At 57.8% G+C, this 21337-nt stretch carries 19 protein-coding genes; 14 read left to right on the forward strand and 5 right to left on the reverse strand.

The window, feature by feature from the left end; all coding sequences use genetic code 11:
- Positions 1–119 precede the first annotated feature (119 nt).
- The 6 genes from ALC15_RS34365 to ALC15_RS45215 are packed head-to-tail and all read left to right on the forward strand — an operon-like array spanning position 120 to position 11696.
- The gene (locus ALC15_RS34365; protein WP_094194298.1) at positions 120–1349 is read left to right on the forward strand and encodes a Druantia anti-phage system protein DruA; all 1230 of its coding nucleotides are present in this window, start codon (positions 120–122) and stop codon (positions 1347–1349) included.
- On the forward strand, positions 1349–3025 hold the full coding sequence (locus tag ALC15_RS34370; RefSeq protein WP_128089660.1) for a competence protein CoiA family protein: 1677 nt from the start codon (positions 1349–1351) through the stop codon (positions 3023–3025). The genes ALC15_RS34365 and ALC15_RS34370 overlap by 1 nt, the downstream gene beginning before the upstream one ends.
- Positions 3018–5093, forward strand: coding sequence for a coiled-coil domain-containing protein (locus ALC15_RS34375; protein ID WP_050631120.1), 2076 nt, complete (start codon positions 3018–3020; stop codon positions 5091–5093). The genes ALC15_RS34370 and ALC15_RS34375 overlap by 8 nt, the downstream gene beginning before the upstream one ends.
- Positions 5090–6172 (forward strand): hypothetical protein, encoded by a 1083-nt coding sequence (locus ALC15_RS34380; protein WP_050631121.1) that lies wholly within the window; start codon positions 5090–5092, stop codon positions 6170–6172. The genes ALC15_RS34375 and ALC15_RS34380 overlap by 4 nt, the downstream gene beginning before the upstream one ends.
- Positions 6169–9750 (forward strand): DEAD/DEAH box helicase, encoded by a 3582-nt coding sequence (locus ALC15_RS45210; RefSeq protein ID WP_244486378.1) that lies wholly within the window; start codon positions 6169–6171, stop codon positions 9748–9750. The genes ALC15_RS34380 and ALC15_RS45210 overlap by 4 nt, the downstream gene beginning before the upstream one ends.
- Before the next feature lie 35 nt (positions 9751–9785).
- Positions 9786–11696, forward strand: coding sequence for a DUF1998 domain-containing protein (locus ALC15_RS45215; protein ID WP_210168615.1), 1911 nt, complete (start codon positions 9786–9788; stop codon positions 11694–11696).
- Positions 11697–12292: 596 nt separating this feature from the next.
- Here the strand turns inward: ALC15_RS45215 and ALC15_RS34390 are convergent.
- Positions 12293–12496, reverse strand: coding sequence for a DUF3606 domain-containing protein (locus ALC15_RS34390; protein ID WP_050631122.1), 204 nt, complete (start codon positions 12494–12496; stop codon positions 12293–12295).
- 87 nt (positions 12497–12583) lie between these two features.
- Here ALC15_RS34390 and ALC15_RS34395 point away from each other — a divergent pair, with 87 nt between their 5' ends.
- Positions 12584–12865 (forward strand): hypothetical protein, encoded by a 282-nt coding sequence (locus tag ALC15_RS34395; protein WP_050631123.1) that lies wholly within the window; start codon positions 12584–12586, stop codon positions 12863–12865.
- Positions 12866–13123: 258 nt separating this feature from the next.
- Here the strand turns inward: ALC15_RS34395 and ALC15_RS42405 are convergent, their stop codons facing one another.
- Positions 13124–13327 carry a hypothetical protein gene (locus ALC15_RS42405; protein ID WP_347336345.1) on the reverse strand — a complete coding sequence of 68 codons (204 nt, stop codon included), beginning with the start codon at positions 13325–13327 and terminating at the stop codon, positions 13124–13126.
- 136 nt (positions 13328–13463) lie between these two features.
- On the opposite strand from ALC15_RS42405, the gene ALC15_RS34400 reads away from it, so the two are divergent.
- Entirely contained in the window at positions 13464–13919 is a 456-nt protein-coding gene (locus ALC15_RS34400; protein WP_050631124.1) for a TspO/MBR family protein, read from the forward strand.
- Positions 13920–14325: 406 nt separating this feature from the next.
- On the opposite strand, the gene ALC15_RS46690 is transcribed toward ALC15_RS34400, so the two are convergent.
- The 3 genes from ALC15_RS46690 to ALC15_RS34415 all read right to left on the reverse strand — a co-directional run bounded on the left by ALC15_RS46690 (position 14326) and on the right by ALC15_RS34415 (position 16597).
- The gene (locus ALC15_RS46690) at positions 14326–14598 is read right to left on the reverse strand and encodes a hypothetical protein (RefSeq protein ID WP_244486379.1); all 273 of its coding nucleotides are present in this window, start codon (positions 14596–14598) and stop codon (positions 14326–14328) included.
- A 176-nt stretch (positions 14599–14774) separates the two neighbouring features.
- Positions 14775–16154: a recombinase family protein gene (locus tag ALC15_RS34410; protein WP_094194300.1), complete on the reverse strand. Its 1380-nt coding sequence runs from the start codon at positions 16152–16154 to the stop codon at positions 14775–14777.
- A complete protein-coding gene (locus tag ALC15_RS34415; protein ID WP_050631127.1) occupies positions 16151–16597 on the reverse strand; it encodes a DUF2924 domain-containing protein in 447 nt (148 codons plus the stop codon). Before ALC15_RS34415 ends, ALC15_RS34410 begins: the two co-directional genes overlap by 4 nt.
- Before the next feature lie 382 nt (positions 16598–16979).
- Here ALC15_RS34415 and ALC15_RS34420 point away from each other — a divergent pair, with 382 nt between their 5' ends.
- From ALC15_RS34420 to ALC15_RS34435, 6 genes are all read left to right on the forward strand, one after another.
- A complete protein-coding gene (locus ALC15_RS34420) occupies positions 16980–17798 on the forward strand; it encodes a hypothetical protein (protein WP_050631128.1) in 819 nt (272 codons plus the stop codon).
- 85 nt (positions 17799–17883) lie between these two features.
- Positions 17884–18102 carry a helix-turn-helix transcriptional regulator gene (locus ALC15_RS42410; protein WP_200914720.1) on the forward strand — a complete coding sequence of 73 codons (219 nt, stop codon included), beginning with the start codon at positions 17884–17886 and terminating at the stop codon, positions 18100–18102.
- A complete protein-coding gene (locus ALC15_RS43685; protein WP_128089662.1) occupies positions 18099–18338 on the forward strand; it encodes a hypothetical protein in 240 nt (79 codons plus the stop codon). The genes ALC15_RS42410 and ALC15_RS43685 overlap by 4 nt, the downstream gene beginning before the upstream one ends.
- Entirely contained in the window at positions 18338–19138 is an 801-nt protein-coding gene (locus ALC15_RS42415) for a helix-turn-helix domain-containing protein (RefSeq protein ID WP_094194301.1), read from the forward strand. The genes ALC15_RS43685 and ALC15_RS42415 overlap by 1 nt, the downstream gene beginning before the upstream one ends.
- 179 nt (positions 19139–19317) lie before the next feature.
- Positions 19318–20592 (forward strand): site-specific DNA-methyltransferase, encoded by a 1275-nt coding sequence (locus ALC15_RS34430; protein ID WP_050631130.1) that lies wholly within the window; start codon positions 19318–19320, stop codon positions 20590–20592.
- 38 nt (positions 20593–20630) lie between these two features.
- The gene (locus ALC15_RS34435; protein ID WP_244486380.1) at positions 20631–21083 is read left to right on the forward strand and encodes a phage terminase small subunit P27 family; all 453 of its coding nucleotides are present in this window, start codon (positions 20631–20633) and stop codon (positions 21081–21083) included.
- Positions 21084–21337: the final 254 nt, after the last annotated feature.

Below are 21337 nucleotides of genomic sequence, written 5' to 3' on the forward strand. Positions count from 1 at the left end.
GGCTCTGCCGCAATACGCCAAAAGTTTAAGCTGTTCGTCTACGTGCGATTTCTAATTGTGCTACCCTCGGTCGAAAACAGTCGGTAAAACCGGTATAAACGGTTGGGGGTATGGCCTGTATGAAGAATAAGTCGTCCGTTGTTGCTGCGTTCACGCCTGAGGCCGTCCTAAAACGTAAAGTCCGTGCTCATCTCCGAAAACTTGGATTCGACAAGTCCAGCGATGGATCATTGTGCCCACCTTCATCATCGAAGGAAACTGTTCGCTCGCTGCACTCTGATCAACGCAAGACGGGATTGAAGGCACACCGCGCATTCATTTCAAACACTTTTCCTAGGTTGAAGAAATACCTTGCGGAAGGGAATGACATCGACCCCGCAAAACTCTTGCCTGAGCTAGAGCTCATCGAAGCCGAGACGTGGCAATCGGAGTTGTTCCGCCTGGCTAGCCTGTCCTGGTCTGTCCCGGTGTCCAACGGATTCGGCCGTCGCCTACGCTACCTCGTCTGGGACAGGGGCAATGACAAACTCATGGGCATCATCGCGATCGGAGACCCCGTTTTCAATCTCAAAGCCCGGGATGACCTGTTTGCATGGACGGTAAAGGATCGCGGAAAACGCCTCGTCAATATCCTCGATGCCTACGTTCTGGGAGCCGTGCCTCCGTACAACATGTTACTGGGCGGCAAGCTTGTTTCTTGCCTCGTCCGTTCACGTGAAGTGCGCGACGATTTCAAGGAGCGATATGGAGATACGCGCGGCATCATTTCACGCAAGAAAAAGAAAGCCCAATTGGTCGTTGTCACTACGAGCTCTTCACTGGGCCGTTCGTCGGTTTACAATCGGCTTAAGCTTGGCAAGCAAGAATACTTCCGCTCTATCGGTTTCACTCAAGGTTGGGGACATTTCCACGTGCCCGACGCGCTTTTTACAGAGCTCCGGGATTACCTTCGCAAACGTAAGCACAAGTATGTTGATGGCCACGGATTTGGCGAGGGCCCGAATTGGCGCTTACGCACGATCCGCGCGGCTTTTGATGCGCTCGGCTTTAAAGCAGATTTGCTGAAGCACGGTATTGGCCGCGAAATATTTGTCTGCGAGCTTGCACACAACGCGGGCCGCATCCTACGCGGTGAAGCTGTTCGAGCGAATTATCAGGGCCTGCAATCCGTTGCAGAAATTGGCTTACTCGCTCGCGACCGCTGGATCATCCCGCGGGCGTTGCGCCGGCCAGAGTTTCGCGATTGGACGCATGACCATTTCAAGGCCCTGCTGGCGGCGAAGCAGAGGTTAGAGCAGGCCGCGGAAAATACCGTGGCGTTCCAGCCCAACAAGCGGACGACAGGCTAATGTACTGGGCGGCCGAGCGCAGGGGCGGGAAGCGCGTTCACGCTGAAAGCGCGACGAAGGGGCGCGCTTATCGGTGCCCCAATCCACGCTGCAATGCAGAGGTCTTCCTGCGCTCTGGCCGCTGGCGTGCCGATCACTTCGCGCACATGCCAGGACAAGGAAAACCCGAGTGCGAAGACTTTCACTATACAGATGACCTCGCGCGCGCGGTATCGATGCTGCCCACGCCGCGAGAAATCGTACACATCGATCCGCTGCATCTCAGTATTGAACTTGAACCGCTACCTCACAAAGGTATGCCAGCCAAGTGGCGGCTCCGCCTGACAGTTCCAAAATCACCGGACGTGCATGGGCAGATATCAATTGACCTGAGCGATCGTGATTCCCGCAGGATCAATTTGAGTAAGCTCGCTCTCGGCCCAGAGACGTATACGGTCGCGTTAGACACTCTCGAGTTCGGAGCGAACTGGGTCAGCCACGATGTCCTTCCAGAATACCGGGAGGTGGTCCGGAACCGCATAGCCGGGCTCGACCCCGGGATGGGCAATGCCTTCGAGGCATGCCGCTCGAAACTGAAGCCCCGGACCTATTCCCTCTTTTGGGGAGAAAGCTACTACCTCAGTTGGAAAGCTGACCGCGCGATGAGTTTGCCGGGCTCCCTTGCTGCGAAGCCCCTTGCGCAAATGGATGGCTGGAATTGTGCGCTCGTCGCCCTACCGCACGACTCCGACGCCGAGATTGAAGCTTGGCTTGACGAACATTGCGGCCTGACGGTTGCGCGGCCCACGCGCGATTGGGCGATCCTTCATCCTGCGCCCTACGCCTTGGGGGAAGATGGCGATCTCTATATTCCGCCAAATGATTGCGTCATCCTAGCCTTGAAATCCAGCGGTGTCGGACCCGCGGGAGCTCTGACCTGCTCGGTCGGACGTTCATCCATTGTAACCGAACTTGATGATGCGGAACGGCAGCACCTCATTGCGGTTGAAGATATCAGCAAAGCTGGAGCGCAGAACATCTATCTCAGTTGGGACGGCTCTTACGTCGCAACGCTCGCAACGAAGGCCTATCCGCTTGATGTTCCAGACCACGCCGTACTTGTCACGTGCGAAGGCCAGAACGGGAGGGTTCAAGCAGGCCTTCACGCGGCGGCCGCTCAAGCGCTGCTTGCCGATGTACGGCAAGGTCGTCTCTCACTGATTGACGTATCCGGGCACCCGTTGCTTCGAGGGACCTTCCGCTATCGCCAGGCAAATGCGATGGACTGGGACGAACTTCCTTTGAATTTCCTGAGCCCTTCGGCAGATATGCGACGGGGGTTGCTCGGCGAGGGCCTGATCGGCCAAATCAACGCAGCCTTTGGAGATACGTGCCTCGATATCGAACTAACTTTCGGGCCGTTCGGTGGCTTCCAATGCGCTGGCAATCTTAAACCAGCCGCGCAATCACAACAGGCCATACTCTCTGTGCCACGCGCACTCCGCGCTCGGATAGAGTGGCTTTCCCGAGCCTGCCGCTCGTACTCTGATCGTCACCACCGGCCGATCGGAACCCTAGATGCCCCTTCCTTGCTCGAACATTTTGCGCAGCTTCGAGTGCCCACGAATCTGCTTTCGCATCAGCGTTCCATCGGCAAGGAATTAAGAATGAACCAACTCCGAGGCGGCCATGAGTGATCGCCTTACGCCGGGGCCAGATGCCAAGACGCGCATCCAAGCGCATAGCGAAGCTGACTTTCAGTCATTCTTCGACGAGCTCCCGGTGCCCGCAATGCAGCGGGTGGCACGCCACCTACCGAGAATCGACGGTTTCCGTCCTACGAGTAGCCTGGGCATTGCAAGGCAGAAGACTGCGTTAGCCCGCAAGCTCAGCAAGCCAAATGCCACCGATCGCGATTACCATGGGCTTTACCTCATCTGGCGGGAGTGGATCTACGTTTCGTTCAAGAATGCCGCCTCGATCCAAGAGCTTATCGATCAAGTCGAAGAAGCGGCCGATACCACGCAAGATGAAGAGACACGCCGCCTTGCCGTCGATAGCAAGATCGACGCATTATTCGCCAAATTGAACGAGGACTCGCGGCAGAATCTCTGCACCCGTGAGCAGATTGAACGGTTCTTGGCTTTTAGTCCGTTGCCTGACACGAAGACAGCGCAGAGTATGGTCTCTGCATCCAAGGCCGCATCCGATGTCGAGCACGACACGAAGTTCAATGAGCTACCCGAGCGCATTCAGCGCACAGAAGACCAAGTCAGGGACGCGGCCGCACAAGTTAGGTCGCTCTCCGAGCGAATCGACCAAAACGTGCAGTCGGTTACTCAAGCCCAGTCGGACATTCGCGCTCTCCGCGTCGCGACCGAGCAGTTCAAGCAAGATCATGACCTGCTACGAGCAGACGGGCAAAAGTACGCCGCCGAGCAAGGCCGCCTGAAGGACGCCGTCGCTGCAAACAATAAGACGAGCGACACGCGCTTCAGGGCATTCTCTGACCAATTCAGCGAGTTGCAGTCGGCCATAGATCTGCTCCGAGCCCAGTCTCCCGACATTGTCCGAATTGACGATGCGTTGGCAAAACTCTCGGTATCGGCCAACGACGCTTTAGACCGAGATCGCGCCTCGGATGCCGCTTTGGCGCGGTTGCAAGCGGACCTTGATCTGTTGACGCGGGACCTCATCACTCTCAGCGATGATCGCACGGTTAACGATAAGCTGGCTTCGTTGATGGCGCGTATCGGCGATCTAGAGTCGAAAGCGGCGCGCGGACCGCTTCAGGTGGGTGCCGCCCCTGTTGGACTGCAAGAGTTCAAGGCGGGGTTACAGTGGGAGGCAATCTCGTTCACCACAGCTGCGCCACCGGTGGCCGTCGAAACGATTGGCCAAATCGTTTCCGCATTTTCTACCACGCTCCAATCGATTGGCCTCCGCAAGCAGGCAGCAGAAGTGTTCGGAGAAGAGTGCACCGCGGCCGTGGTCTCACGGCAGGCAATCTTTCTAAAGGGAGCGTTCGCAGGCCACGTTGCCCGTGCGCTTTCTGCGTCCCTGGCCAGTTCTTCCTCCATCCGTCTGTCGATACCCGTGGGCTTGGAGAGCGACGCGAAGGTCCGCGCAGTTATTGCCGATGCGTTCAGCGATGAACGGCCCGAGCTTCGCGGCCTTGTAATCGACGCCGTCGATATGGTTCCTGCCCAGATGCTTCGCGATCTTATCGTCGACTGCGTAACAGCCCAACGCGGCATGGTGTCCCGAACTCGATTTGCAGTCTTTGGAACGCTCATTGATAGCGTTGCATCGATCCCCATCGAGAAGGGGCTGTTTGAGATGGGTCCCGTCTTCGATTTAGACGTACTCGACTGGCGGATGAGCTATGCGGGTGACACGGCGGTCGCAGCTCACACCCTCGCGAAAACCAAGGATCAGGGTTTTTGGGACATGCTCGCCAAGGAGACGGCGGATACGGACGAGGCGAGCCGGCTGGGACGGCTCTTTTCTACGCGGCGCGACCCTGCCGTTGAGCAAGCCATTTTGCGAGCTTATAAGGCTCTGGTCCTCGTTCGGAAGCGCGCCAGCAATATCACGCCACTTCAATCGCTGTTCTATGGTTGGCTTCTTCCCTATTGGCGAACGCGCTCAGTCCACCGCGCACAGGTTGACGACGAATTGGACGGCGGGAAAGTTAATGGCTCTGAAGTCGACCCCCGCCTAGCAGCCCTTTTGGCTAACTTCCCCCAAGAGGCGTCGCGATGAGCACCATCGCACGGGAGCCACTCCAAGCTATCCAAGCCAAGCTGGCTGTTGCGCTCCGTTCGGCTAGCGACACATCCTCCGTGGCAAGCGCGCTCGTAGCGGACCACATCCGAGCCTCCCTTTATGGTGTTTTCACTTCTCGCGGCGCGCAGGCGGTTCCTACCACACGCCTCCTGTCCAACGCGCGCCGAGCCTTGAACTTGATGTGGCCTGACATTTCTAGGGCCAGCGAAGCTGCCCCAGGTTCCAAGGAGTTTTGCTCCGACATCCTCGATCGCATTGCAGCGTTAGGAGATGCATGGCAGGCGGGGAAAGGCCAATGGTTAACAACGCCGATGCGCGTTGTAATTCCTGAGGCATCCGACCGGTGCTTGATTGTCGGATCATCTCCCCTAGCGTTGGCTCAGCGCCGCCTTGGCGCGACGATATCCTGCGGCGGCCCGGCTCGCTTTGCTGATATCAAGCATATCGGCGATCTATCCATGGGGCAGGCAGTTGATACTTGGCTCGGAACGGCACCGCCTCTCACTACTTGGACGGCGCACACCATCGATGCAGCGAACTCGCGCATGCAGGACGTGGGTGGCCTTGCGGCAGACCAACTCGAGATTTACGGCCCTGATATTCTCCGCAACCTGCGCCGTCCACATCGCTGGATCCCGGCCCGGGAGATTGCCGTCGCAGTTTCGGGAACACGGCTTTGCCGCCCGACACTCCAGTATGCTGCCCATTATGATCGGCCATACTATCTGGCGCAGTTTGGATTCAGTGAAGGTTCGTTGACGCTCCAGTGTCAGGCACCAATAAAATACGATATCAGCCTCCGCCTACGGTTCGGGCTCGACATCATCCTCGAAACTCCGCGCAAGCTCGTCATGGCGCAGGGCCAAGGCTTCTTCACGATTGATAAGCCGTTGCGGCTTCCTGAGCCAGAAGCTCGTGCATTTGCCTTGGGCTGGCCTGAGCTAGGAAGCCCAACCGAGCGGCTAGCCTTTCATAACGATGCACTCCCCATCGTAATGCACGCTTTGAAGCGCCTATCCATAAATCCTGACTTTGTCCGGAGGACCGTTATATGACGGACGCGACAATCCCCGACCATGGCGTGCACGCCACTTCGCATCGGCTCACCGAGAGTCTTCGTTCGTATATCGAGGCGCAATATCACATTCGCGACGAGAGTCTGATCCGCGAGCGAAGGCGTTTGTTAGAAGAGCATGGGGCCGTTAGTCAGGTCCCATTCGTGGAATCGACCCCCGTCTATGAACTCGGCGACACCTATGATGATCTTAAAATTCCGCCAGCCGCCAAGATACTCCTCAATCAACTGGCCGGCCTCAATGTGGGCCTCTATCCAAACCCTTACGTTCACCAAGCCACCGCTCTCGAAGCCTTTTTCGATCGCAATGCTGACCTGATCGTTGCCACCGGCACGGGCTCGGGCAAGACGGAAAGCTTTTTGATGCCAATACTTGGGCAGTTGGCCGTCGAGGCGGCGGGTCGCTCTCAATCAGCAGCCCTGCCCGGCATGCGGGCACTTTTGCTCTATCCGATGAACGCCCTTGTCAATGACCAGCTATCTCGAATCCGGCGCCTTTTTGGCAGCGTGCAAGCGGCCGGAGCGATTAAAATGGGTCGCTCGCTGCCAGTGCGCTTTGCAAGCTACACCGGCCGCACGGCTTATCCAGGGCCTCGCGACTCTAAGCGCGACGGTGAACGGATTGAGCCTCTCTTCGAAGAGTTTTACCTGCCGATCGTCGGCAAGCCGGCAAAGGAAGCTCAACTCCGGGCGATAGGCCAGCTTCCTGAAAAGGACCTCGTCAATTTTTTTGGCAAGGCTGCCGAGGGAATTCAGACCACCCGGACCGGGAAGACGAGGCGGCTACGCAACTGGAAGAACCGCCTTCTGACACAAGACAACGATCGCGAATTGATGACGCGCCACGAAACGCAGGCACGTTGCCCAGAATTGCTTATTACGAACTATTCCATGCTCGAATATATGCTCATGCGGCCTATCGAGCGCCCCATTTTCCAACAAACGCGCGACTGGCTTCAATCGGACCCAAGCAATGAACTCATCCTCGTCCTGGACGAAGCCCACATGTATCGCGGCGCAGGTGGAGCTGAAGTTGCGCTTCTCCTGCGTAGGCTCTTGTCGCGCCTAAACGTCCCGCGCACGCGTGTCCGCTTCATCCTTACCAGCGCGAGCCTCGGGAGCGACGCCGAAGCAACGCGCGCAATAACCCAATTTGGCCGAGATCTTACTGGCCTCGCTGAAGACTCTCCTCGCCAATTTGAGCTTATCCGCGGCACGCGGGAGGAGCGAAGTGGGGAACGCGCCGGGACAATCGACGAAGCACGGGCCTTACACGCGTTCGACCTCGCGCATTTCGAACGCCATGCGACTGATGAAAATGCAGCGCGGGCCGCCGTCGTGGAACTGTCGGCAAAGCTCGGATGGCCGGCACTTCCTGATGGCACTGACTTAGCCGACCATCTCTTCGAGCACCTGACCGGCTTTGGACCAGCAGAGCGCCTTATCCAACTTGTAGCCGGGACCGCAGTGCCCCTGCCCGAGGTTGAGAAGGAACTCTTTGGTGACAACGACCTTGCGCAGCGCGCGACCGCTTCGCTCATTGCGTTGGCAACTTTCGCACGCAGGCAGCGCGACAAGCGTGTCCTGCTTCCCACGCGCCTCCACATGTTTTTCAGGGGGCTGCCGGCTCTATTCGCTTGCATTAATCCTCAATGCACGGCCGTTCGCGAACAACATCCTAATCCTATCCTAGGCCGCCTTCATACCCACGCGCGCGAACGATGCCATTGCGGGTCAAGGGTCTACGAATTGTCGACGCACCGCGAATGCGGGACTGCATTTATTCGCGGATATATGAGTGGACCACACGGCGATTTCCTTTGGCACCAACCATCTGGCCTCTTGCGCGAAGGACATCAGGCTCCGCTTGCGGAAGTCGAACTTCTTGTTCAGGGAGATCCCCATCATGAAAGAGCCGATCGTTGCGTAACTGCTTGGCTAGACATTCGGAGCGGCCGTGTCCTGCACACTGAGCCAGACGATATGGATGGCTTCCGGCGTGTATACCTTCCCGAGGATGACACGTGGACCCGAAGCGTCCGCTTTCCCTCATGTCCTGTTTGCCGCGAGACGACAGTGCGCAGCGGGCGATCAAGCATCATGGATCATTCAACGAAGGGAGAAGCGCCCTTCGCCAACCTTGTAAAAACGCAACTGGATTCCCAGCCCGCGGTCGCCGAGGAGACGCGCATACTTCCGAATGGTGGCCGCAAGGTGCTGCTCTTTTCCGATGGGCGACAAAAAGCTGCCCGCTTAGCCCGCGACATCCCGCGGGAGGTCGAGCAGGATATTTTTCGCCAAGTGCTTGCCGTGGCGGCGGCCAGGTTACGTGCAATCGGCCGAGAACCGCGGCCAATCGTGCACCTCTACACGACCGTCCTCACAGTCCTCCGCGATTTCAACCTGCCCATGTTCGACCGAGAGGACGCACGGAAGATCGAAAGTGAAATCGCCAAGCTTGAGCGCGATTACGACGGGGACGACCTTGCGACGCTCCTGACTGAGTTTGTGCCGGCAGAACCGCCGCCACGCTACAAGGTCGCGCTGCTGAAGCAGCTTTGCGGCCGCTACTACTCCCTCTCCGGCACCTCGGTCGGCACCGTCCTTCCTGTTGCGAAATCGCGAACTAAGCTTCGCAAAACCGTTCGCGCCTCGGTCCCCACGCTTACTGATTCCGATGTGGACGAACTCGCGGCGACTTGGATGTGCGAACTCTGTGACCGCTTCGCCTTGGACAAAGACATACCGGCGACCATCCGGGCGAAAGCGGCGGGATATTTTACGAACGAATGGGGCACCGACGGCAAATTTGAGAAGGCCCTTCGCGTAAAGCTCGGCTCTATTCTCAGAATAACGGAGCCCGCGATCGTTTCGATTGAAACTGCCTTCAGGGAGGAACTTGCGTGGAAAGATGATAGCAACGCTTATTTCCTCGACCCGGACAAGCTCCATATTCACATTGATCTGCAAGCACTGTGGTATCAATGCCACGAGTGCACGGAGCTCGCGCCATCGACTATACGCCATCACTGCCTATCGTGCGCCTCAACACAGATCGAGCCACTTGACCCACATGCGAGCGAGTATATTCGCGCGCGTAAGGGCTTTTGGCGAAACCCTGTTCACAATGCGCTCGGGCCATATGCGAAACTCCGAAGCATATCGGTCGAAGAGCACACCGCACAACTTTCAAACCGGGACAATACGCGCGTCCATGCGACTACGGAAAAGTTCGAGCTTCGCTTCCGTGACATCCAGATTGAGGACCGTGACAAGGCCATCGACGTCCTAAGCTGCACAACCACGATGGAGGTCGGTGTCGATATCGGCTCCCTTGTTGCGGTCGGCCTAAGGAACGTCCCGCCCCAACGCGAAAATTACCAGCAGCGCGCCGGACGAGCTGGCCGGAGAGGCTCATCGGTATCGACCGTGCTCACTTATGCGCAGAACGGTCCCCACGACAGCTACTACTACGACAATCCGAGGCCATTGTCGCTGGCCCGCCACGAAATCCGGACATCAAGATCGACAATCCAAAGATCGCGCGCCGGCATGTAGCCTCCTATTTGTTGCAGACGTTCTTTCATCGCTACATGGATGAGCACAACATCACGACTGGCAACCAAACTTCGGCGCTCTTCCGCGCGCTCGGCAAAGCAAATGACTTCTTTTTTGGAGATGCCAACGCAGGCCCTACCTTTGCGGCCTTCCGGCTTTGGGTCGATGGGAATATCATTGCTGCCGCTGGGTTCAATCGTGCGCAGATAAAATCGTGGCTCCCAAGCTCGCTGCGAGTGCCCGATAGCGACATCGATCATTGGATCGGCACCGTAGCCCAAGACTTGCTCGATAATCTCGAGTCGCTAAAGTCCGAACTGAAGCCAACTGCGCCACTGCCCGCCGGGGCGGTGGAAACTACGGAGGAAGACAACGGAGACGGCGAGCCTGATGATGACCGTAACGCGCTTGGCGACGAAGAGCTGTTGGAGTTCCTGTTTAGCCGCGGGATGCTCCCCAGCTACGCGTTTCCCACAGATCTCACGAGCTTCCTCGTCGAGAAGCTTGTGAAGCAAGCGAACGGCACATGGAAGATGGAAATTTTGGAGCGGCCGCAGCAGGGCATCGGGAAAGCGCTCAGCGAATATGCGCCTGGCCGATTGATCGTGATTAACAAGGAGACATATCGATCGGGAGGCGTCACGGCCAATGTCCTGCCGACCGTGCACGATCGCGCTCCTGAGCTATTCGACGACATCTCGGAGCTCGTCCACTGCAACACGTGCAGCTTTGTGCGCGATCTAGAAAATGAAGACGGCGCCCAGACGGAATGCCCCGTTTGCGGCGGCGAGCTTGAGCGCACGCGTATGATCAAGCCGCAGGTCTTCTTACCCGAAGACGGCCGGGCTCTCCCAGAGGATGATCGCGAGCAAGAAATCACCTACGCGACGAGCGCCCAATTTCCTGTCCCTGTCGGGGCAAACGATTTGCCCGAGTTGCGCCGATTAGGACCAAATCTCGCTTTTGAGGTTACGACTGATCGTCGCCTGGTGACCGTCAATAAGGGGCAAACCCAGAATGAAGCCTCGCAGGGCTTTTGGATTTGTGACAAGTGCGGCCGCGCTGAAGGAGAAGAGCCCGCCCACGCCCCGCATGAGCGTCCCTACAAGATTGAGTTTGCATTCAATCAACCCAAGCCCAGCAAGCTTTGCATGGGCACATTCCAGAATGTATTCCTTGGGCACGTCTTCGCTACTGACCTGCTCTTGATGCGCTTCACTCTCGCGCCCCCGATGGCGGTCGATACGAGCAGCCCCGTCGTATTGCGCGCCATTGAGGACGCTTTGTACTCAATCTCAGAAGCACTGCGGCTGGCCGCCAGCCGTCACCCCCAACTAGACCTCGACCCCTCGGAATTCGGATCGGGCTTCCGTATCGTCCCCTCAAACGACGCGGACCAGCTTCACCTTGACGTTTACCTCTACGACACGCTTTCGGGAGGCGCTGGATATGCCGAACTCGCCGGAAGATGCTTGAACGCCATTCTCGCAGACGTCTTAAAGCTTTTAGAGAACTGTCCGGCTAAGTGCGACCGATCTTGCGAAAGCTGCTTGCGTCACTACCACAACCAGCACCTCAAAGACCGCCTGGACCGTTTCATCGGCGCCCAATTGCTGCGATACGGGCTATCGGGAGAACTTCCCCGTGAACTCACGGCCGCAATTCAATCGGCGGACTTAGCGGGCCTAGCTCGGCTGCTCCAGCTTGACGGATTTACGTGTACGCCGCTCGCTCATGTTGACGGGGCGACCGTTCCCCTAATGGTTGCGCGTGGCAGCCACCGCGCGCTGATTGGGACGCAATCTGGCTTGCTTCAAGAACATTGGGATGGCCATTCGCTCGCCCAACTACTTGGGCGAGAGCAAGGGCGGGTGCTTAATGAGTTTATCCTGAGGAGGAATCTGCCGGACGAGCACCAGTTGATCCGCTCGCTCTTCCCATCGTAGTGTCTAGAAGGCCATGTGCCTTATTCCGCTATGCTTTGACGGCCACCGACCGTCAATATTGCGAAGCAGTTCAGAAACGAGCGACGTCGGGTGGGTCGATATTCAGGAATTTAGGAGTTTCACGAGTTTCGGCCCTCATGGTTCAAAAGCGGACGCCCGTAAGCGTGCGCCGAGCACGCCATCTTCAGCGTCTGTTGTGCTTTAAGAATTCCTAGCCGCGTTGAATCCAGGTTGATCACCAGCCCTCCCGCGCAGCCTAAATCGCGTTCAGACAGATGGAACTTACCGATACGGCGGAGCGCGCATTATCTCGGCCTACGCCCCCGCGGCGCGGTGGCGAACGTTAGCCCAAGAACCTTAGCTCGGAGCCGCACCGCGGCTTCGCTTCGGTTCATCTTAACGGCAATGTCGACGGCCTTCATCGATCAGCTCTTGCAGAGTGACGTCTTCAGCGGGATCCCAGAGTCGGTTCTTCGGCATTGTGATGCAAATCAGTCTTTGAGGCCAATTCGTATTGGTGCGCCTTCTCTAGCAGCGCGTCTCTGATCGGGCCGGGTGGAAGAAGAGCGGCCTGTCTCCGCGCTTCGCGGGCACACTCAGAGCTGACTTCTTGCTCTCTCGTCATGGCTCGTCTCCAGCTCCTTGCGGACGGCCGCAGCAGAATTCCCGACCTTATCGACCGCCTTACGAAGCTCTTCCTTTGAAACGCCGAGCGCATGAGCCCAGCATTTCATTTGATCAGGCGCATGCACATTGATCTTTGAACGCTCGAACTGATCTTTCTTCGTAAGGCTGTCCATTCCCAAATAACTCGGGCTCGGGGGCTCCGTTCCTAAGTAGGAACTGGCGAGCCGATTCATGTGTTCATCCGAGCAGGAGGTGTCGACATGGCAAAGGCAGCATGGAAACGACCGGGTTCACCCATCGGCAAAAAGGGCGCGCGAAAGGCCAACCCTAAGTACAAACGCCGTTCGCGTCAGCCGTGGACCGATAAGGAAGTCAGCCAGCTTCGATCGCTCGCAAAGGCGAACACGCCTACGGGTGTGATCAGCCTCAAGATGGAGAGACCGAAGGGCTCGATTGCGAGTAAGGCGCAGCGCGAGGGCATCTCGCTCCGGCCGATCAACCGCTCGCCCTACAATCGTCGTAAGACGACAGCGCGGCGCTAGTTATTGGAGGGCGGGGGCTCCGAGAGAACCCCGCTTACATCGGGCTCCTCCACGCCCTGATCGATGTCGTCGGAGCTGTTGCACGCGCACCTCATGCCTGCGCCGCACTGGCACCCACGCGGGTCTTTCGTCCACGCAAGGTGAGGATGGTTTTCGCAGACCCAGCCCAGGCCGCCGCAGATCGGACAATTGGGGTTGATCATGCCGCGAGCAGGCGCTTGTAGCGCCGGTAGGCGTCAATGGCATTGTTCGCGAGCATCAGCGCCCGATGCTCCCCAGCCCGCGCCATGTCGTCGATACTTCTGAGAAGGAAGCGGCTCGCGTCGCTGCATCTGTGATTTCGCCGGAGCGCTCGAGGAAGTCCCAGGCGATCTGAATCGACTTCTCCACGAGGATTGGCAACGGCTCGCTCATAAAAGCAAAACAGGCCTGGAGCTCGATGGTTCCTTTGACAATATACACCGGGCCGGCCTGGCTATGCACCCCTACCGTTATAGCTTACGTTGTCGCCGGGCCGCGGGCGAGGGCCCGCGAAGTCCAGTCTCGATACCTAAAGCTGTTTTACTCCCGCCTCGGTCTCGTACGTGCAATCTCGATCATGAAAACACGAAATCGTAGCCTGCTCGTCTTTATTGTTGCCGTTGTAGGTATCGGTTGGCTGATCGGGGCAACCAACTTGCCTGGCGCATGGTACGCTGCGCTGCAGAAGCCACCATTCAATCCGCCGAACTGGGTGTTCGCGCCAACCTGGACCATTCTGTACGTGATGATCGCCATCGCTGGATGGCGCACCTACCTACAGGAGGTCAATGGCCTGTCTTTGCAGGTCTGGCTCGGACAGATGGCACTTAATTTTCTCTGGTCTCCCGTTGTCTTCCGATTGCATAACTTGGCTATGGGCCTTTCGGTCATCGTTCTACTGCTCAGTTTGATACTGCTTTTTATAGGTCTGCAATGGCGGACCAATCGGCTGGCAGCGCTCTTATTTATCCCGTACGCGGCCTGGGTGGCGTTTGCGTCGCTCTTAAACTTCTCTCTGTACCGCTTAAACTGATCCGCCGAAAGGATCGCGCTCATCCTCCTAAGCTCTGACGGTACGTCGCTCAGAGAGAGATCGTTGTGAACGGTGCACGATTGCGTCGCACAACGAGGTTCGGGCTTTCGAAGGAAGCCAATGGATGTAAATTAGCAACGGGCTCACAGGGCGGGACCGACGACATGCGGCGGACACTGCTGATCAATCCTTTTAATCTGCTCGCCGAAACGCCCGGCCAGCGCGCGGATCCGGCTCAAAGATACACGCCAGTGTGCGATCGTTGCGGCTCAGATGACATTGTTTGTCACGCAACGATCCAGTGGAGCAATGAGGCCCAAGACTGGCAATTGACGAGTACGTTCGGGCAGCCGGCGCACTGCAATCGCTGCAAATCGTCGTGCGGCATGGAGTGGCTTGCGTTCAGCTAGTCACGTGTTGCCATCTGCTGCAAGAGAGCTTCTTGCCGGTCCCACTCGACTGGGAGCGACTTGAGCAGAGTTGCCAGATCAAGCCCGATGGGTTGTTGGCCGTTGAGAATCGCTTCCGTGAGCGCTGGCGAGAGGAGCGTCAGTCGGAGTACCCGGCAGAGATAGGATTCGTTGATCTTCTCGGCCTTTGCCAATTCGCGGACTGAAGCAAAGAGGTTCGACTCGAGCATGCCCCGCCATCGATGAGCGCGAACGAGCGCCTTGATCATGGTGTTGTCGACGCGTGTGGGAGCCGGCGACCAGGGCGATGCGTCGGCCGGGGTGACAACGCGCTTTCGACCTCCCTGTCGGCGGAGCGCAATTGGGATACTCACAACAATCGAGCGTCCATCACGACTTAGTTTGGGGCGGCCGGGCGAGCCGATCGTAATAGGAGCTGGGCGAGTCATTCGGCGGCCTGTAGGAGGTTTGGCTTTGTAGTGAGCTGGGCCGTTAGTGAAGTGAGGCCGTCAACCCTAAGGGTGATGTCCAGCCTGTCCGACCTGAGATCGGCGCGCTCAACCAGCAGCTCAACGATGCGAGCTTGCTCTGCTGGGAACAGCTCATTCCATAGCTCGTCAAATCCGACTAGGGCTTCGCGGACTTCGTTCTCAGTGACGTCTTTGCGCTGCTTGCGGGCTGCACGCCAAGTCTGCACGATGACTTCAGGCGTTCGGAGCAGAAGGCGAACTTGATCGATGACGATACGCTCGATCTCGGCAGCCGGCACCATTCTGACCGGACAGTCGGACCTGCCCTGCTTCAGAGCAGTTTGGCTGATGTAGTAGCGGTAGAGCCGCCCGGATTTCCGCGTGTTGGTTGGCGTCATGGCCGCCCCATCAGGAGCAAAGAGGAGGCCTCTCAGCAGTGCTGGCGATCGCGCACGGGCATTGTTTGCTCGCTTGCGGGGGCTCTCCTTCAAGATGCCGTGGACCTGGTCCCAGAGCTTGCGATCGATAATCGCTTCGTGCTCACCGGGATAGGATGTACCCTTATGCACGGCCTCGCCGATATAGACCCGGTTGTGGAGGATCTTGTACAGGACTCCCTTGTCCAGCAGGTGGCCATATCGGTTTTTCGCGCCGGCGGCTACGAGTTCGCGAGCCAATAGCGTTGCTGACTTAACCTGGACAAATCGTCGAAAGATCGATCGCACGCGTTCAGCATCCGGCTCATGGATGAGCAGCTTGCGGTCGCGGACTTCGTAGCCGAGGGGCGTCCAGCCTCCCATCCACTTACCGCGTTTGCGGGAGGCAGCAACCTTGTCGCGAATGCGCTCGCCGATCACTTCTCGCTCGAACTGCGCAAACGTGATCAGGATGTTCAGCGCCATGCGGCCCATGGCGTCCTTGGTATTGAAGGACTGAGTCACAGAGACAAATGTGACGCCGTGCTGTTCGAAGAGCTCGACCAGCTGGAGGAAATCGAGCATCGATCGAGAGAGGCGGTCGATCTTATAGACCACGATGACATCAATCTTCCCGGCTTTGATGTCCGCCAGCAGCCGCTTGAGGGCGGGTCGTTCCAGCGTGCCGCCCGAGAAGCCGCCATCGTCGTAGCGGTCTGAAACTGGGGCCCAGCCCTCGGCTCTTTGGCTCGTGATGTAGGCCTCACAGGACTCCCGCTGCGCGTCGAGTGAGTTGAAGTCCATGTCCAGCCCTTCCTCACTCGACTTGCGAGTGTAGACGGCGCAACGCGTTTTAAGAACAGCGCCCGGCCGGGCGCTCACATCAAATAGGCTGCTTGAGCGCTTTGCTCCCCTTTGGGGACGATGGCGCAGGCTCATTTGCGATCCAGCGTGTTCTTAAGGCCAAAAAAGACCCAGCCATTCCATTTGGTGCCTGTGATGTCGCGGGCAACCGAGGAGAGGGACTTGTAGGGCCGACCAAGATATTCGAAGTCGTTCAAACGAACGGTCACCGAATACTCCACGCCTTGCCATTCTCGGATCAACTTGGTTCCGGCGATTGGGCGCAGGGCGGGCCGGGCTTTTCGCTCAGTTGGCTCCTGATTGGCATATTGCTTGGCCATGGCCTGCAGGCGATCATGAGTCTCGCGGCTGAGCCCGCCGTAAGCCAGCTCCTGGATCCGGTAAGCCAATCGATTCTCCAGGAAGCGCCGGTTGTAGGCTGGAGGCTCGGTATCAAAGAGCTCGCGCCAGCGGGCTTTAAGAACGTCGACAGGGGCGCTCTTCAGGGCCGCCAGTTGCGACAGGACGTGGGTCTTCACAGGGCCAATTCCTTGTTATTTTGCCGGACATGACCCTCAACCAGCCCGTCACAGTCGAGCGGATTTTCTTCATGACGGTGCGATAAAGGACTGGACTTTCGTTCCAGAAGACGCTGGAGGCCGGCGGCCAGAAGGGCCCCTAGTTCGCTCAGTTGGTCATCGTGTTGTGCAGTCATACGCCGTTACTCGGCGTATTCATCTGCCCGGTCCAACGCTTTCACATGAAACCGTAGAGATAGGTATTAGGTCGTAGTGGAGCGCAGAGCATAAGGGAAGATTGTTGTGAGGAATCGTTTGGCGCACAAGTCCCAGGCGGTCTTGTATAGACAGGCCGCGTGATTTTGATTCGGCTCAAAACTTCAACGATCGCTCGCGGGAGCCAATGGAAACGAAATCGATCAACGAACTAACTGATCTCGCCGATTTCTGTCTCGCCAAAGCGTTTCTAAAGTACGTCTTTGGAGAGGCGGAGATTTCTGCGTTTGAAGGGCGGCTCAAGCCTGCCCATTCGACTATGTTCTCCGAAGGACAATTTCCGGGTCCGTTCGTCGACTACCATTGGCCTTTGCATATTTCTGCAGAAAGTCTTGCAGACGCCTTTGTGAGCTCACCCGTGGTGTTGATGGGTCAACTGTCACCCACGCCATCTGTGCTGGAAGTTGCAGTCGCCAAGCTTATAGCCCACCGTATCGCAACGCTCGTGGATCGCTTTGTCGCACGAGAGATTGTTGCGGTCGGGACATTTGTCGCTACGGGCGTCGAGGGCCCCATAGGCGCTGGCCAGTGGAGGCGCCAGGATCTCGTTATTGACCTCGAGAACAGCGCGCTTTGTGAAGTGCGGAACCACCGTCCTGTTGCCGTGTGGACGGGCGTCTGGCTGCAAGAGGTGATCCAACCGGTGCAGACGCTCTCGGTATTGCAGCCGCCATCGGAGGAGCCTGGCAAGGCGCGGAAGCAAATCCAGACCACGGCCAAATCTCGTGCCGAATGCATAGTTTGGCTTAAATCACTGATGGCGAATTCGACAGCTTCCCCCTTAACGAATGAAGAGCTCTGGGCAGAGGCAAAGGCAAAATGGGGGAGCACACTTAGCAAACGAGAGTTCGACCGGTGCCGGGCTGATGTTCTCCGCGATCTGAACGACGATCAGCGCTATCTGTGGGCCCGACCAGGTCCGAAGCCGAGATCTCCGCGGTTCTAATCACCGCACTTCGAGATCGCGGCGTCTATTTTCGGGGTTCAAACGTAGCCAGTCTTACTGCATCGAAACCGATGCAGTTGATGACATGCCCCTCAAGAGCAATGAAGACCTAGACGCGCTGCTTAGAGAGCAGGATGCGGCAGATTTGCTGAGTCTGTCCGTTCGGACGCTCCAGTCGTGGCGAATACGTATGGCTGGCCCACCTTTCGTTCAAGTGGGTCGCGCCGTTCGATATCGCCGACGCGATTTGATCGACTGGATCAACGCAAATACCTGCGGCGGATCCCTGGTGCAGCGGCCATGAAGGATAATCGATCGGCCAGGTCTGGTCATTCGGCTTGCGAAACGCCTGTTGAGCATTCGGTCTATCTCGGCCGTCAGCGCCTTGGCCGTTACTCGCGAGTTTCGCCGAAACTCTATGCCGCGTTTGATGCGGAAGATCGCCAGTTGGGCGTTTTCTTTGGCCGCCGCGCAGCATATGCCGCAATCTCGAATCTTTCGAACTGCCAGACGAACTGTTCCGATAAGGAGGAGTTCTGATGAGTTGGCAGGCAACAGCGTGGGCATTGCATCAGGACGTGGGCCATTGCGGACGGAAACTGTTGCTAATCGCAATAGCAAACTATGCCGACGAGCGTGGTTTTTGCTGGCCGTCGCAGGAGACGCTGAGCAGATACGCCGAAATGTCTCTCGATACGGTCCAGAGGCAGACAAAAAAGCTCATTACCCAGGGCTTGATCTCCGTCGCTAGAGCGCCGAAGCGCCGCGGTCAGTGGCAAACGTTTCGCTACCAGCTCAACATGTCCGACGCGGCAAGCAAGCCGCAAAATGCGGTTCGGCCTGAATTCGTTCAGCCGGCTACGAGTAACCCGCGTCTCGTGTTTGCAGATTGCGGCCCGACCAGGCCGCACCCAGCACGGCGACCGAGCCGCATAGCTTTGCGGCCTAAACCTTCAATAGAACCTCCAATAGAACCTTCAATTGCCGCTGGTGATGACGCGCGTTGGCGAGCAACCGCCGATCTAGGTGTGGCTAACCCGTACATGGATGCGAGCGCACAAGGTCGGGCGGGTGGTGCGGAGAGACTGAAAGCCTTCCAAGCTAGGCAAGAGCGGATCGAAGTCATCCAGAATCGCATAGCTCAGCGGTTAGGCGGCTGGGATGCGCTTATGCGAATGCCTGATCGCGAACTGGAGCGCATCACAGCATTGGAACGACGCGGACTACTCGACGACAAGGGGCTCAGCGAAGCCGTGTTGCGCTCGCTATCGGCCGACCGCCATGACCAAGTCGCAGCCAGTTTCAAATGCGGGCCGGCTGTTGGCACGGTAGGGGAGTAACTCAGATCTTGAGACCTTCCACGTTGGGATCGGCGACTGAGAGCCGAGTTTAGGCGAAATGGCAGGAATTGTTTTTGAGGGCGTGCGGCCGCGTCCGACGTATCGCGACCGAACGAAGCGAAATCTCGACGGATGTCTTGAATTCGGGCGGCAAGCCGAAGCACATGGAGAGACGAGGAATGACTGAACAAGCTGTACCAGCGCAGGAGTTGGAGCCCACTCTGCAGTTCGAGTATTGGCCGCTCGACCGGTTGATTCCATATGCGCGCAACGCGAGGACACACAGCGCCGGGCAGATTGCGGAGATAGCAGGGAGTATTCGCGCATTTGGCTTTTCGAATCCTATCCTGATTAGCGAGGCGGGAGATATCATTGCTGGCCACGGCCGCTTGGCCGCAGCCCGAAAGCTTGGGTTGAGCGAGGCGCCGGTGGTTGTTCTGCGGGGCCTGACTGAAGTTCAACGGCGACAGTTGGTACTCGCCGACAATCGGATTGCCTTAAATGCCGGTTGGGATGCCGAAATGCTCAGCCTCGAATTAGCCGACCTTTCGGGGATAGGGGCAGATCTTTCGACGCTTGGCTTTACAACCAAGGAATTGGCAAGGGCACTTTCACGCGTGGAAGGTGGTCTTATTAATGAGGACGAGGTTCCAGAAGTCGCCGAATCTGCGACGTCGCAGCCGGGAGATATTTGGCAGTTGGGTGCCCATCGCATCGCATGTGGTGACTCTAGGGACGCTGGTCTCGTGGAGGCACTCCTCGCAGGAATCGTGCCGCAGTTGATGGTCACCGATCCACCCTATGGTGTTGAATACGACCCGGAATGGCGCCACCGCCGTGGTGTCAACAACTCGGCACGTAAGGGTAAAATCCGCAACGACGAGATCGCGGATTGGACGCCGACCTGGGATTTGTTCCCTGGCGAGATCGCTTATGTGTGGCATGGAGCTCTTCGCTCGACGATCGTTGCTGAAAGCCTGGCCAACAGTGGCTTCAATGTCCGCGCACAAATCATCTGGGCTAAAGAGAGGCTCGTGATGAGCCAGGGCGACTACCACTGGCAACACGAACCTTGCTGGTACGCCGTTCGCAAAAAGGGCTTCTGGGCGGGGGACCGCAAGCAAACCACGCTGTGGACAATCGGTAGCGGCGGACAGGACGCGGAAACCCGGCACGCGACGCAAAAGCCTGTTGAGTGCATGCGTCGGCCCATGCTGAACAATTCCAGCCCAGGGCAAGCCATTTACGAACCATTCCTCGGTAGTGGGACCACGCTGATTGCGGCGCAATCGTGTGGGCGCGTTTGCTACGGGCTTGAGATTGATCCGCTGTTCGTCGACCTTGCGGTCCGCCGTTGGCAAGCCTTCACCGGCGAGCGTGCCCAGCGCGCTAGCGATGCCGTGCTCTTTGACGAGCTTGAGCAGAAAATACCCTTGGCTGAGGAAGTGCCGTGATGCGCGGCCGGCGTCCCAAACCTACGAGGATCAAAGCATTGACTGGCAATCCAGGTAAGCGCCCTCTCAATCCACATGAACCAAGGCCGGAGCCTGCATTGCCGGAATGTCCTCCTCAGCTAAGCCCGGTCGCTCGGCAGGAATGGCTTCGCCTTACCGGAGAGCTCTCCAAGCTGAATTTGGTCACTCACCTTGATCGTGGTGCGCTCGCCACTTATTGCGCAGCCTACGCGCTATGGGCAGAGGCGATGGAGCAGATTCAGAAGTATGGGACGATGGTGAAGTCGCCGACAGGCTATCCGATCCAGTCGCCGTACCTCTCAATTGCCAACAGGCAGGCTGAGATGATGATGCGCATTGCGTCAGAGTTTGGCTTTACGCCGGCAAGCCGCAGCAGGATATCAGCTCCGCCACCAGACCAACTGCCGTTGCTAGAACTGGCGTCAGATGAGTATGGAGAAGAAAAGGTGGAGGAGGAGGATGGGGGGTAGTCAATTCCTCTTCGCCGCTCAGCTTCCGGACCGGCCCCACATCCATTCAGGGATTTTTTTTCGTCCAACTAGAATTTCGCTCCAAACGAGCAAGACGAGACAACGGTCCTTTACGAAAAAGCTCGACATTTGAATCGCTTGCGGCCGCCCCGAACGTCGATCAGCAGGTGCCTCCGTCCAAAAAGAGCAATTGTTTTCAGATGGTCTCGGCCGGGGCTTCGGAACGGAGCGCAGTGCGAGCGACAAATTGTCGC

The organism is Bradyrhizobium viridifuturi (genome assembly GCF_001238275.1).
In the GTDB taxonomy this organism is placed as follows: domain Bacteria; phylum Pseudomonadota; class Alphaproteobacteria; order Rhizobiales; family Xanthobacteraceae; genus Bradyrhizobium; species Bradyrhizobium viridifuturi.

Coding starts and splice junctions, on each gene's coding strand:
- ALC15_RS45215 (WP_210168615.1), top strand. CDS start 9,786: ATGGATGAGCACAACATCACGACTGGCAACCAAACTTCGGCGCTCTTC.
- ALC15_RS46690 (WP_244486379.1), bottom strand. CDS start 14,598: ATGATCAAGGCGCTCGTTCGCGCTCATCGATGGCGGGGCATGCTCGAG.
- ALC15_RS42410 (WP_200914720.1), top strand. CDS start 17,884: ATGCCCCTCAAGAGCAATGAAGACCTAGACGCGCTGCTTAGAGAGCAG.
- ALC15_RS34400 (WP_050631124.1), top strand. CDS start 13,464: ATGAAAACACGAAATCGTAGCCTGCTCGTCTTTATTGTTGCCGTTGTA.
- ALC15_RS34430 (WP_050631130.1), top strand. CDS start 19,318: ATGACTGAACAAGCTGTACCAGCGCAGGAGTTGGAGCCCACTCTGCAG.
- ALC15_RS34365 (WP_094194298.1), top strand. CDS start 120: ATGAAGAATAAGTCGTCCGTTGTTGCTGCGTTCACGCCTGAGGCCGTC.
- ALC15_RS34380 (WP_050631121.1), top strand. CDS start 5,090: ATGAGCACCATCGCACGGGAGCCACTCCAAGCTATCCAAGCCAAGCTG.
- ALC15_RS42415 (WP_094194301.1), top strand. CDS start 18,338: ATGAGTTGGCAGGCAACAGCGTGGGCATTGCATCAGGACGTGGGCCAT.
- ALC15_RS34390 (WP_050631122.1), bottom strand. CDS start 12,496: ATGGACAGCCTTACGAAGAAAGATCAGTTCGAGCGTTCAAAGATCAAT.
- ALC15_RS34395 (WP_050631123.1), top strand. CDS start 12,584: ATGGCAAAGGCAGCATGGAAACGACCGGGTTCACCCATCGGCAAAAAG.
- ALC15_RS43685 (WP_128089662.1), top strand. CDS start 18,099: ATGAAGGATAATCGATCGGCCAGGTCTGGTCATTCGGCTTGCGAAACG.
- ALC15_RS34370 (WP_128089660.1), top strand. CDS start 1,349: ATGTACTGGGCGGCCGAGCGCAGGGGCGGGAAGCGCGTTCACGCTGAA.
- ALC15_RS34375 (WP_050631120.1), top strand. CDS start 3,018: ATGAGTGATCGCCTTACGCCGGGGCCAGATGCCAAGACGCGCATCCAA.
- ALC15_RS34420 (WP_050631128.1), top strand. CDS start 16,980: ATGGAAACGAAATCGATCAACGAACTAACTGATCTCGCCGATTTCTGT.
- ALC15_RS34410 (WP_094194300.1), bottom strand. CDS start 16,154: ATGAGCCTGCGCCATCGTCCCCAAAGGGGAGCAAAGCGCTCAAGCAGC.
- ALC15_RS45210 (WP_244486378.1), top strand. CDS start 6,169: ATGACGGACGCGACAATCCCCGACCATGGCGTGCACGCCACTTCGCAT.